Source organism: Thioalkalivibrio sp. ALE28 (assembly GCF_000377425.1).
Classification (GTDB): Bacteria; Pseudomonadota; Gammaproteobacteria; order Ectothiorhodospirales; family Ectothiorhodospiraceae; genus Thioalkalivibrio.
In genome coordinates, this window is sequence record NZ_KB898099.1 from 49432 (window position 1) to 62351 (window position 12920).

General features: G+C 67.9%; 7 protein-coding genes. All 7 read right to left on the minus strand.

Features of this window, described 5'->3' with window-relative positions; all coding sequences use genetic code 11:
* Positions 1-100: 100 nt before the first annotated feature.
* The 7 genes from rpoD to D105_RS0108315 all read right to left on the minus strand — a co-directional run bounded on the left by rpoD (position 101) and on the right by D105_RS0108315 (position 12920).
* Entirely contained in the window at positions 101-2011 is a 1911-nt protein-coding gene (rpoD, locus tag D105_RS0108285; RefSeq protein WP_018865574.1) for an RNA polymerase sigma factor RpoD, read from the minus strand.
* Positions 2012-2226: 215 nt separating this feature from the next.
* Positions 2227-4008: a DNA primase gene (dnaG, locus tag D105_RS0108290; protein WP_018865575.1), complete on the minus strand. Its 1782-nt coding sequence runs from the start codon at positions 4006-4008 to the stop codon at positions 2227-2229.
* Between the two features lie 66 nt (positions 4009-4074).
* Positions 4075-4485 (minus strand): DUF86 domain-containing protein, encoded by a 411-nt coding sequence (locus tag D105_RS0108295; RefSeq protein ID WP_018865576.1) that lies wholly within the window; start codon positions 4483-4485, stop codon positions 4075-4077.
* Positions 4470-4868, minus strand: a complete 399-nt coding sequence (locus D105_RS0108300) for a nucleotidyltransferase family protein (protein ID WP_018865577.1) — start codon at positions 4866-4868, stop codon at positions 4470-4472. The genes D105_RS0108295 and D105_RS0108300 overlap by 16 nt, the downstream gene beginning before the upstream one ends.
* Before the next feature lie 128 nt (positions 4869-4996).
* The gene (gltB, locus tag D105_RS0108305; protein ID WP_018878122.1) at positions 4997-9460 is read right to left on the minus strand and encodes a glutamate synthase large subunit; all 4464 of its coding nucleotides are present in this window, start codon (positions 9458-9460) and stop codon (positions 4997-4999) included.
* A gap of 416 nt (positions 9461-9876) precedes the next feature.
* Positions 9877-11739, minus strand: coding sequence for an SPOR domain-containing protein (locus D105_RS0108310; RefSeq protein ID WP_026280450.1), 1863 nt, complete (start codon positions 11737-11739; stop codon positions 9877-9879).
* An 11-nt stretch (positions 11740-11750) separates the two neighbouring features.
* A complete protein-coding gene (locus D105_RS0108315; RefSeq protein ID WP_018878123.1) occupies positions 11751-12920 on the minus strand; it encodes a deoxyguanosinetriphosphate triphosphohydrolase in 1170 nt (389 codons plus the stop codon).

Genomic DNA, 12920 nt, shown 5'->3' on the forward strand with positions numbered 1-12920 from the left:
GCGGGGAGGGTACAAACGACTGCGGCGCCATTCTACCCGGAAAGGGAGAGATGGCGCCGCAGCGGCAGGGCAGGTTCCGGCTGGTCGGCCGGGACGCCGGTTACTCGGCGTCGGTGTAGGTGCGCAGCAGTTCGGCGCGGGTCGGGTGGCGCAGCTTGCGCAGGGCCTTAGCCTCGATCTGGCGGATGCGCTCGCGGGTGACGTCGAACTGCTTGCCGACTTCCTCGAGGGTGTGGTCGGTGTTCATGTCAATGCCGAAGCGCATGCGCAGGACCTTGGCCTCGCGCGGGGTCAGCGTGGAGAGGATCTCGCGGGTGGCCTCGGTGAGGCTTTCCTGCGCGGCGGAGTCCGACGGCGAGGCGACCTTTTCGTCCTCGATGAAGTCGCCCAGGTGGGAGTCTTCGTCGTCGCCGATCGGGGTCTCCATGGAGATCGGTTCCTTGGAGATCTTGAGCACCTTGCGGATCTTGTCCTCGGGCATCTCCATGCGCTCGGCCAGCTCTTCCGGCGTGGCCTCGCGGCCCATCTCCTGCAGCATCTGGCGGGAGACGCGGTTGAGCTTGTTGATGGTCTCGATCATGTGCACCGGGATACGGATGGTCCGGGCCTGGTCCGCGATGGAGCGGGTGATGGCCTGGCGAATCCACCAGGTGGCGTAGGTCGAGAACTTGTAGCCGCGACGGTATTCGAACTTGTCCACGGCCTTCATCAGGCCGATGTTGCCTTCCTGGATCAGGTCGAGGAACTGCAGGCCGCGGTTGGTGTACTTCTTGGCGATGGAGATCACCAGGCGCAGATTGGCCTCGACCATCTCTTTCTTGGCTCGGCGGGCCTTGGCCTCGCCGATGGACATGCGGCGGTTGATCTCCTTGATCTCGGAGATGTTCAGGCTGGCCTCGTGCTCGATTTCGGCGAGCTTTTTCTGCAGGCGCACGATCTCGTCCTCGTGCTCGGCGAGGGCGGTGGTGTACTTGCCCTTGGCCTTGCAGGCTTCCTTGATCCAGTCGAGGTTGGTCTCGTTCTTGGGGAAGCTGTCGATGAAGGTCTTGCGCGGCATCTGCGCCTGTTCCACGGCCAGCGCCATGATGCGGCGCTCGTGGCGGCGGATCTGGTCGATGCTGCCGTGCAGCTGCGTGGTCAGCTGGTCGACCATGCGCGGGACCAGCTTGAACTCCATGAAATACTTGGCCGTGGCCTCGCGTGCGACGGCGTAGGCCTCGCGGTTGCCCTTCTCGAAGGCCTTATGGGCCTTGGCGTGCAGCTTGCGCAGCTTCTCGAAGCGTTCGCGGGCCTCTTCCGGGTCCGGACCGGTGTCGACCGGTTCGGCGGCTTCTTCGTCTTCCTCGGCGTCCTCCACCTCGTCGACGATGGCATCCAGCTCGGCGCTGGCCTGCTGCTCGGCAGCCGCCGCGGCCGCGGCCTTCTGCTCGTCCTGGGCCTTCTGCGCCTGTTCCGGTGTCACCAGGCCGCGGGCCACGGCCTCGCCGTTGGCGTGGTCGTTCGGGTCGATGAAGGAGACCACCAGGTCGGTCAGACGGCCGTTGTTTTCGACAATCTGGTCGTACTCGTGGATCAGTCGTTCGATCGCGCCCGGGTGGTGAGCCAGCGCGAACAGGACCTGCATCAGGCCTTCCTCGATGCGCTTGGCAATGCGGATCTCGCCTTCGCGGGTCAGCAGCTCGACCGTGCCCATCTCGCGCATGTACATGCGCACGGGGTCGGTGGTGCGACCGAAATCGGAATCGGCCGAGGCAAGCGCGGCCACGGCATCTTCGGCGTCCTCGTCGGCGGAGACGGAGCCGTCGGACAGCAGCAGGCTGTCGGCGTCCGGGGCCTGCTCGTGCACCGCGATGCCCATGTCGTTGATCATCGCGATGATGTCCTCGACCTGGTCGGAGTCGATGATCGAGTCGGGCAGGTGGTCGTTCACCTCGGTATACGTGAGGTATCCCTGCTCCTTGCCCTTGGCAATCAGTTCCTTGAGCTGGGATTGCTGCTCTTCACGATTCATTGCGGTCGTACTCCGAGGTGCTTGGTCGAGCCGCTACAGGACGGCTCTAGGAAATTGGGGCGCAGAAAAATCAATCCTGTATTGTAGCAGAAGATTCTTATATTGCCGGTTGCCGGACGCTGATTGCGGTCAAGGCTCTGCGCGGCGCGCCATGTGGCGCCCTCCGGCTGTCTGAACAATGCGGGCAATCGCGTCCGCTTCAAGGCCCGGGCTGGCTATTGCGGCCGGTCGAATCGCTGCAGCTGCTCGGTAAGACGGGCGAGCTCGGCGCGTTGTTCCGTCCCCAGTTCGGTGCCGGGGCGAGTCAGTTCACGAATTCGCGAACGGTAGTGCTGGCGCAGGAGCTGGCGGGCGCAGTCCAGCGCCGTCTGCCGGGTGACGGCCACCTCGCCGTCGTCCAGGGCCTGGTGGGCCAGGGCCATCAGGCGCTGGAAGTGGCGTTCCTCGCGGAAGCGTTCCAGCAGCCCGGCGGTATGCCGTTCGGGGTTTTCGTCCAGGGCGGCGAGGAGCTCGCGCAGGGTGGCCGCGGCCACGCCGGGCAGTTCGACGAGCTGGCGGATTTCCGGTTGCGACCAGTCGAGTTCCGGGTGTTGCAGGACACGCGCCAGGAGGGCGCCCCACAGGGCCGGCGGGCTTTCGCCGCCGGGTGCCCGGCTGGCGGTGGGGTTGGCCGGAAGATCGCCCCCCGAACCCGAGGCCGTCGCGCGGGCGGGTTCGGGGGGCTGCTCGGACAAGACCTGTTCCAGGCGCTCGTGGCTCAGATGGGTCTCCTCGGCGATGCGTTCGACCAGCTGGTCGCGGAATAGGGGATCGCGCGTGGTGGCCACCAGCTTCATCGCGGCATGGGCGAAGCGGGTGCGGCCTTCGGCGGTGTCGGTCGGGTGCTCCTCGCGCAGCAGCCGGACCAGCGTCTCGGACAGGGGCAGGGCACCGGCCAGCCGTTCCTCCCAGCCGGCGAGGCCGTCACGCAGCACCAGGCTGTCGGGGTCGTCCCCCTCGGGCAGAAACAACACGCGCACCTCGCGCAGGCCCTGGATCGCGGGCAGGGCCTCGGCCAGTGAGCGCCAGGCCGCGCGGCGCCCGGCGGCGTCGCCGTCGAAGCACAGGGTGATGCGCGAGACCTGGCGGAACAGGCTGTCCAGGTGGGCGCGGGTCAGGGCGGTGCCCATGCAGGCCACCGCTCGGCGAAAACCGGCGCGGGCCAGCCCGACCACGTCCATGTAGCCCTCGACCACCACGATGTCATCCAGCCGGGTGCCGGCCTTGCGGGCCTCGAACAGGCCGTAGATGGTCTGTCCCTTGTGGAAGACCTCGCTCTCCGGGCTGTTCAGGTACTTCGGCTCGCCGTCTTCAATCAGGCGCCCGCCGAAGCCGGTAATGCGCCCGCGCCGGTCGCGGATCGGGAACATGATGCGCGCGCGGAAGCGCTCGCGGATGCCGCCGTCGTCGCGGCGCGCGGCCAGCCCGGCATCCACCAGTTGCTGCGGGGTGAAGCGGGGCTTGAGGGCCTCAAGCAGGCCCGAGGGCGGGGCCCAGCCGATCTGGTAGTCGCGGGCCGTGGTGCCGTCGATGCCACGGTTTTTCAGGTATTCGACTGCCTTCGGCGTCTGGCGCAGCTGCTGCACGTAGTAGTCGGCGGCCGCGTTGAGGGCCTCGTACAGCGGGGCGTGGGCCTCGCGTTTGTCGTCCCCTCCGGCCTCGCGCGGGACCTCCAGTCCGGCCTGTTCGGCCAGCTGCTCCACCGCCTCGGGGAAGCTCAGGTTCTCGTACTCCATCAGGAAGCTGATGGCCGTGCCGTGCGCCCCGCAGCCGAAGCAGTGATAGAACTGTTTTTGCGGCGAGACATAGAACGACGGCGTCTTCTCGCCGTGGAACGGACAGCAGGCGGCGAACTCGCGCCCGGCCTTCTTCAGGCTCACGCGGCGCTGGATCACCTCGACGATGTCGCTGCGCTCGAGCAGCTCGTCGATAAATGCCTGTGGAATGAGGCCTGCCATGGGGGTCTGCTGGGGTGCCTGAGCCGTGGGGGTATCCGGATGATACCGGCTGCCGCGGCTTGTGGGTCAGATGCGGTCGGAAACCACGCGTGCGAAGGCCCGAAAATCATCCAGATGCCGGGAGCAGACCGAGTGGGTGATGTCCCAGTTGATGCGTTCGTAGTTGTGCACGGCGATGTTGCGGAAGCCGACCGCCTTCTTGAGTCGCTCGGCCAGGGTCTGCTCGATCACGCCGCCTTCGACGAGGCGGTCGAACGTCTCGCCCATGGTGTTGGGCGGCGGGAGGTCGAGCGAGGTGACCAGGTGTGCCCCGATGTCTACGCATTGCTGCACGGCGCGCGACAAGTTCAGGGCAATGATGTCCTGAGTGTCCGGGTCCCGGGCCAGTTCCTCGGCCGTGGCGGGGCAACGCTGGCTGACCCGGTTAACGCAGTACCGTAGGGTCTCGAGTTTCTGCTCGACTACGCGCGGGTCCACGCGTCTCTCCGCTCGGCCAGGATGCGATTACGGTAGGGCAGGAAATCGGCCTGCTCGATCAGGTGACGGGTCAGGTAGCGCGCGTGGGTCTCGTCGCTGCCAAGCACGCGGATGCCCCGAGTCATGATCTCGCCCAGCAGGGGTTCGCCCGCCTGAGTCAGGTCCACGAGGTCCACCGGACGCCCGGTGGCCGCGGCCAGGGCATCGATCAGCTCGATGCGTGCCTGGGTATCCAGAGGCGATCCGGCGCTGACGGCGAGGTCGAGGTCGCTGTCGAACCGTGCGCCGCTGCGAGCCAGCGATCCGAACAGGATGGCCAGCTCCAGTTCCGGATGTTGTTCCAGCGTGCGCCGGATATCCGCAATTTCGGCTCTCGTTTCCATGGCCTCGAGTCTAGCAGGAGTATCGGCTTGCCCGACGGTTCTCCAAACGCCTCGGTTCCGCACTGAGACGGGCCAAAACAAAACGGGCCCCGTGAGGGGCCCGCGTCGTCGTGCCGCCGGGTGGCGGGTCAGGCGGCCTGGCGCAGGTTGGCCAGCAGGCCCCGGAGTTCGGAGGCCTTGGGCTTCACCAGCCAGAACGAGCCCTGGTAGTCGTCGAAACGTTCCAGGATCTCGCGGCCCCAGGCGCTGTCCGTCTCGTGCACGAACTCGGTGATGAGTTCCTCGAGATAGTTGCGGTGCGCCTCCATGTCCTCGGTGTCGAGGCGGTGCAGGTCGATCAGCTCGTTGTTGATGCGGTCCGGGAAGTCGTTCTCCCGGTCCAGCACGAACGCGAAGCCGCCGGTCATGCCCGCGCCGAAGTTGATGCCGGTGTTGCCCAGCACCACCATCACGCCGCCGGTCATGTACTCGCAGCCGTGGTCGCCGATGCCTTCCACCACGGCGATCGCGCCGGAGTTGCGCACCCCGAAGCGTTCGCCGCACTGGCCGGCGGCGAACAGCTTGCCGCCGGTCGCGCCATACAGGCAGGTGTTGCCCATGATGGTGGTGTCCTGGCTGGCGAAGCCCGAGCCTTCCGGCGGGCGGATCACCAGCTTGCCGCCGGTCATGCCCTTGCCGACGTAGTCGTTGGCATCGCCTTCCAGGTACAGGTGCAGGCCGCCGGCGTTCCAGACGCCGAAGCTCTGCCCGGCCGTGCCCTTCATACGCACGGTGATCGGGGCATCGGACATGCCCTGGTTGCCGTGGCGCTTGGCGATCTCGCCGGACAGGCGCGCGCCGATCGAGCGGTCGGTGTTGGCAACGTCGAAACGGTACTCGCCACCGGCCTTGTTCTCGATCGCCTCGAGCATCTCGGCGACCATCTTCTCGGCCAGCTCGCCCTTGTCGAACGGCTCGTTCTTCGGCTCCTTGCAGAAGCGTGGCTTGTCGGCGAGGTCGCCGCTGGCCAGCAGGCCGTTCAGGTCCAGGTGCTGCTGCTTCGGCGTCTCGCCCGGCAGGATCTCCAGCAGATCGGTACGGCCGATCAGATCCGTCAGGCTGCGCACGCCCAGCTTCGCCATCCACTCGCGGGTCTCGCGGGCGACAAACTGGAAGTAGTGCATGACCATCTCGGGCAGGCCGATGAAGTGGTTCATGCGCAGCACCTTGTCCTGCGTGGCGACACCCGTTGCGCAGTTGTTCAGGTGGCAGATCCGCAGGTACTTGCAGCCCAGCGCGACCATCGGGCCGGTGCCGAAGCCGAAGCTCTCCGCACCCAGGATCGCCGCCTTGATCACGTCGAGGCCGGTCTTCAGGCCGCCGTCGGTCTGCAGCCGCACCTTGTCGCGCAGGTCGTTGCCGCGCAGGGTCGCGTGGGTCTCGGTCAGGCCCAGCTCCCACGGGGTGCCGGCGTACTTCACCGAGGTCAGCGGGCTGGCGCCGGTGCCGCCGTCGTAACCGGAGATGGTGATCAGGTCGGCGTAGGCCTTGGCCACGCCGGCGGCGATCGTGCCAACCCCGGCCTCGGAGACCAGCTTCACCGAGACCAGCGCATCCGGATTGACCTGCTTGAGGTCGAAGATCAGCTGCGCCAGGTCCTCGATGGAGTAAATGTCGTGGTGTGGCGGCGGCGAGATCAGGGCCACGCCCGGATTCGAGTAGCGCAGCTCCGCGATCATCTTGTTGACCTTGTGGCCCGGCAGCTGGCCGCCCTCGCCGGGCTTCGCGCCCTGGGCAACCTTGATCTGCAGCACCTCGGCGTTGACCAGGTAGTGCGGGGTCACGCCGAAGCGGCCGGAGGCCACCTGCTTGATCTTGGACATGCGCTCGGTGCCGTAGCGGGAGACGGCCTCGCCGCCCTCGCCGGAGTTGGAGCGCCCGCCTAGGCGGTTCATCGCGGTGGCCAGGGCCTCGTGGGCCTCCGGCGACAGCGCGCCCAGGCTCATGCCAGCGGAGTCGAAGCGCGGCAGGATCTCGGCCTCGGGCTCGACCTCGTCCAGCGCGATCGGCTCGATGTCGTCGCGGACCTTCAGCAGGTCGCGCAGCACGGTCACCGGGCGTTCGTTCACCAGGTCCGCGTATTCCTTGTACACGCCGTAGTCGCCGGACTGCACGGCGCGGTGCAGGGTCTGGATCACGTCCGGGTTGTAGGCGTGGTACTCGCCACCGTGGACGTACTTCAGCAGGCCGCCCTGGCCGGCGCTCTTGCGCGGGTTCCAGGCGCGCTTGGACAGCGTCTCCAGGTCCGCCTCGATATCGGCGAAGCGGGTGCCCTTGATGCGGCTGGTGGTGCCGGTGAAGCAGGTGTCCACGACCTCGTCGGCCAGGCCGACGATCTCGAACAGCTGCGCGCCGCGGTAGCTGGCGATGGTGGAGATGCCCATCTTCGACAGGATCTTGAACAGGCCCTTGTTGATGCCGCGGCGGTAGTTCTGCGCCAGGGTCAGCGGGTCGGCGTTCGGGATCTCGCCGGATTCGCACATGCCGTGCAGCGCGGAGTAGGCCAGGTACGGGTAGATCGCGGTGGCCCCAAAGCCGAGCAGGACCGCGAAGTGGTGCGGGTCGCGCACGGTGGCGGTCTCGGCGACGATGTTCGCGTCGGTGCGCAGCTTGGCGCGGATCAGCGCGTGATGCACCGCGCCCACGGCCAGCGCGGCCGGGATCGGGCGGCGTTCCGGGTCGATGCCGCGGTCCGACAGCACCAGCACCACGGCACCGCCGCGCACGGCCTCGACTGCGTTTGCGGTCAGGGCCTTCACGGCGTCTTCCAGGGAGCCGGCATGGACGTCGTAGTTGAGGTCCATGCGCTCGACGCGGAAGGCGTCCTCGGTCTGGTTGCACAGCTCGCGGAACTTGGCCTCGGACAGCACCGGGGAGTCGGATACCAGGCGGTGGGCGTGGTCCGGAGTCTCCTCGAACAGGTTCTGCTCACGGCCGAAGCAGGTCTCCAGCGACATCACGATGCTCTCGCGCAGCGGGTCGATCGCCGGGTTGGTGACCTGGGCGAACTGCTGGCGGAAGTAGTCGTACAGCGAGCGGGTGTGGCGGGAGAGCACCGCGAACGGGGTGTCGTCGCCCATCGAGCCCACGGCCTCCTGACCGGCCTCGGCCAGTACGCGCAGGATCTGGTCGCGCTCCTCGAAGGTCACGTCGAACAGCTTTTCGTAGGTCTCCAGGCGCTCGGGCGGCATCGGCTCGCCGGAGAACAGCTGGTTGTCGTCCAGCTGGCTCTTCAGGTGCTTCTCGTGGGCGCGCAGCCACTGGCGGTAGGGCTGGCGCGTGCGGTTGATGCGGTCGACGTCCTCGGGATGGAGCAGCTCGCCGGATTCGGTATCCACGGCCAGCATCTGCCCGGGCTTCAGGCGGCCCTTGGCGACCACGTCCTCCGGGGCGTAGTCGTACACGCCGATCTCGGAGGCCAGGGTGATGTGGCGGTCCTTGGTGATCACATAGCGCGCCGGGCGCAGGCCGTTGCGGTCCAGGGTGCAGGCGGCGTAGCGGCCGTCGGTCAGCACGATCCCGGCCGGGCCGTCCCAGGGCTCCATGTGCATGGAGTTGTATTCGTAGAAGGCGCGCAGGTCGGAGTCCATGTGCGCGACGTTCTGCCACGCCGGCGGGACCAGCAGGCGCATCGCGCGGAACAGGTCCATGCCGCCGGCCAGCAGGACCTCGAGCATGTTGTCCAGGCTCTGCGAGTCGGAGCCCTCCAGGTTGACCAGCGGCTCCAGCTCGGCCAGTTCCGGCAGCTTCTCGGTGGCGAACTTGTGCTGGCGTGCGACCGCCCAGTTGCGGTTGCCCTGCACGGTGTTGATCTCGCCGTTGTGGGCGAGGAAGCGGAACGGCTGCGCCAGGCCCCACTGCGGGAAGGTGTTGGTGGAGAAGCGCTGGTGGAACACGCAGATCGCGGTCTCCAGCTCCGGGCGCTGCAGGTCGCGGTAGAACACCGGCAGGTTTTCCGGCATCACCAGGCCCTTGTAGGAGACCACGCGCGCGGACAGGCTCGGCACGTAGAACACCGGGTCGTCGCCCATCGCGATCTCGGCGCGGCGGCGCACCACAAACAGGGCGCGCTCGAAGTCATCGCCGTCCATGTCGGCCGGGGCGTTGATGAACACCTGCAGGATGTGCGGCTGGCTCTTCAGGGCCTCGGCACCACAGGCGTCTTCCGGGTTGACCGGGACCTCGCGCCAGCCGGCAAGCGTAAGCGGGCCGCGCTCGATCGCGTTCTCCACGGCGGCACGCGTCTCGGCGATCCGGTCCGGGTTGATGAACACGATACCGGCGGCGAAGCGCTCGGCCAGCTCGATGTTCGACTCCGAGGCCAGGGTGCGCAGGAAGGCCTCGGGGGCCTTCATCAGCAGCCCGCAACCATCGCCGGTCTTGCCGTCCGCGGCGATCGCGCCGCGGTGGGTCATGCGTTCCAGTGCCTTGATTGCCGTGTCCACCACCCAGTGGCTGGCGACGCCGTCCATGTGCGCAATGAGGCCGAAGCCGCAGTTGTCGCGCTCGAATTCGGGGCGGTAGAGGGTGCCGTTCAGTTGGTTCTGTCGCATCGGTGAACTCCGGTCGCAGCGCGCAGGGCCTTGCGCGGGCGCGGTACGTTGGGTCAGGGCCGTCCCTGGGAACAAGAACACGAAAAAAGGCGCAGGAATATAGCGAACCGCCATTCTCCCGGCAAACCGGGCCCGGTCAAGAAGGCACGACACCCGCGCAGGTAAAGCCCGGCGAGGCTATTCACCACGAAGCACACGAAGGCACGAAGAAGGTCAAGGCATTTTCACCACAGAGGACACGGAGGGCACAGAGAAAAGAAAGGAATTGGTGAAACTTGGGCGAATGCGGCTTTAAAGGCGCCTTGCCCTTCAACCCTGATTTTCTCCGTGTCCTCTGTGCACTCCGTGGTTCAAAACGCCCTTGAAGTTGACCTTCTTCGTGCCTTCGTGTGCTTCGTGGTGAACAAGGCCCTTGATCAGTCGCGGACGGCGTTCTGGACGGAGCCGATGGAGCGGATCCAGGGCTCGTCGTTGCGCACTGCGGCCGGCAGGTCCTCGGCGGCGCGCTGGGCGGCCGCCCGGTCGGAGAAGACTCCGGCCAGGATGACCACGAAGTCGCGGTTGTTGACCCGGGTCGGGATGTAGCGGATGGCACCCAGATCGTGCTGGTCCGCGTATGCGCGTGCGGCCTCCATGTTCGGCGCGGCCAGCAGCTGGATGGTCGTGGCGCTGCCGTCCTGGTTGTTCAGCCAGTCGCGGTCACTGGCCAGACGCGCGGCGTCGGCGTCGTCCACGGCCGGTGCTTCGGCGGCGGGTTCCGGCTCGGGTTCCGGTTCTGGCTCTGGCGCCGGTTCCGGTGCGGGCTCGGGGGTTGGCTCCGGCTCGGGTGCTGGCTCCGGCTCCGGAGCGGGTTCTGCGTCACCGGCTTCTGCGGTGGGTTCAGGTTCGGGTTCGGGTGCTTCTGCGGCCGGTTCCGGGGAGTCGGTCCCGGGCGCGGACGGTTCGGCCGCGGCCGGCGGGGGCAGATCCAGCGGGTCGGCCACGGCGATCTCGTCATCGTGCGCGGGCGCCGGCTCGGGCCTGGGTTCGGGCTCGGCCTCGGTGACGCGCGGTTCGGGCAGGGGTAGCTCGATGATCTCGCTGTCGGCGGGCGCGGGCTCGCCCTCCAGCAGTTGCCAGGCGACCGGTGCGGCGATCCCCAGTGCCATGGTGATGGCGACGGCGGGTACGAACCAGCGCTGGTTCCAGAACGCGGCGTTTTCCGGTGCCGGGGGCTCGGGGATACGGTCGTCGGCCGCAATGCTGCCCGGCTCGCTCGCGGAGCTCTCCGGGGCGGGAGGCTCGGCGGTGGAGGTGGACAGGGCTTCGGCCGCGGGCGTGAAGTCCTCGTCGTCGCGGCTCGCCCGGAGGCTCGGTTCCGGTTCCGGGGCGGGCTCGGGGGTCGGCTCGGGCTCCCTGCGAGCGGCGTGAAAGGCCGGTTCTTCTGTGTCCGGTTCCGGGTCGGGGGTATCGACCTCGGCGGCGTCCCCTGCGGCCACGCCGGGCGCGGCGCTGCCGGTGGTCGCCGCGGCGCTGGCCCGGCGCTCGCTGCGGCACTGGCGTTCGAGGAAGCTGTTGGCCTCGCGGTTGAGGTTGCCCGGCAGGCCCTGGCTGGTGGTCTGCAGGTGGGCAATGGCGTCCGCGTCCAGCAGGCGGTCGGGGTCGGTCAGGCCCGCCGCCTGCAGGCGATGGCGCAGGTAGGCCGCGGTCTGTTCCAGGTTGAAGGCGCGCAGGCTGACCCGGGTGACCTGATCCTCGTCGGAGGGGTCGGGCAGGTACAGGCGGCGGCGCAGCAGGCCGCCGGACCCCACCAGGATGATGCGCGGGGCGCGGCCGTGTTTGGCGAGGACCTCGCTGCGCATCCGCATCAGATTGTTGACGATGTCGGTCCCCACCAGGTGGGCATCGTCCATGGCAATGACCGGGTCGACGCCGTCGGCGACGCGGTCGGCCAGCAGTTCGGTCAGGGGGCGGTCGGGGTCGTCCGCGTTCTGCGAGCGCAGGTAGTTGCGAATGGTGTTGTCCACCGATTCGAACTGGGTATTGATCCGTGCGCGGAAGGCAATCAGCTCGAACGGGTCGGGCAGCATGGCCAGCAGCCGCATCAGCTGCAGGCTGCGTCCGGAGCCGTTCTCCCCGGTCATCAGGACGACCGCCCCGGGGCCGTTCAGAGCAGCCCGTGCCGATTCCAGCTGGCCGTCCAGCAGCGGGTCGCTGTAGATGAAGGTCTCGTCGGGGGCGTCGTCAAACGGCGGCGCGTGCAGGCCGAGTTGTTCCAGGCATTGTTCGGAAAGCGCCATCGGATTCGGTCTCAGGTCAGCGTGCCCAGGTCGAACAGGCGGTGGTGTTCGCGGATGGCGTGGCGGTCGGTCATGCCGGCGATGTAGTCGGCGATGGCGCGTTGCAGGGCGTGCGGGTCATGCGCGGCGATTGCGTCCGCGTGGCGCTGAAAGTTCTCGGGCATCAGGCGGGGCTCGGACTCGAACGCGGCGAACAGGTCGTGGATCAGCTGACGTGCCTTGTGCATGACCCCGTGGACCTGATGGTGATGGTAGAGGTTCTCGCGCAGGAAGCCCTTGAGTTCACGCGCCTGCTCGGCCACCTCCGGGCTGAAGCGGATCAGGGCCTCCCCGGCGCGGCGGACGTCATCGGCGGACTGCGGGCGGTGGCGGTCGATGGCCGCCTGGCTGCTCCCGATCAGGTCGCTGACCAGGGTGTCGATCATGCGGCGCACGGTCTCGTGCTGGGTTCGCCGTGGATCCAGATCCGGATAGCGGGCCTGGACCTTCTCGCGGCAGTCGCGGAACAGGGTGACCTCGGCGAGGCGGTCCATGGTGAGCAGGCCGGAGCGAAGGCCGTCGTCGACGTCGTGATTGTTGTAGGCGATCTCGTCGGCCACGTTGGCGAGCTGGGCCTCCAGGCTCGGCTGTTCCTTCTGCAGGAAGCGCACCCCGACCTCGCCCAGCTGGCGGGCCTTTTCGGGCGAGCAGTGCTTGAGGATGCCCTCGCGCGTCTCGAAGGTCAGGTTGAGGCCGTCGAACTCGGCGTAGTGGCGCTCCAGCAGATCGACGATGCGCAGGGACTGCAGGTTGTGCTCGAAGCCGCCGTGCTCGCGCATGCAGGCATTCAGGGCGTGCTGCCCGGCGTGCCCGAACGGCGTGTGGCCGAGGTCATGCGCCAGGGCGATGGCTTCGACCAGGTCCTCGTTCAGTTGCAGGGCGCGCGCGATCGAGCGCCCGATCTGCGCGACCTCCAGCGAGTGGGTCAGACGGTTGCGGAACAGGTCGCCCTCGTGGCTGATGAAGACTTGGGTCTTGTACTCCAGGCGGCGAAAGGCGCTGGAGTGCACGATGCGATCGCGATCGCGCTGGAAGTCGCTGCGGTGGCGGGGGGCGGGCTCCGCCTGGGCGCGCCCGCGCGAGTGCGCGGGATCGCAGGCCCAGGGTGCCAGTCCCGGTGTGAGGCTGCCGGGCGTGGTCAT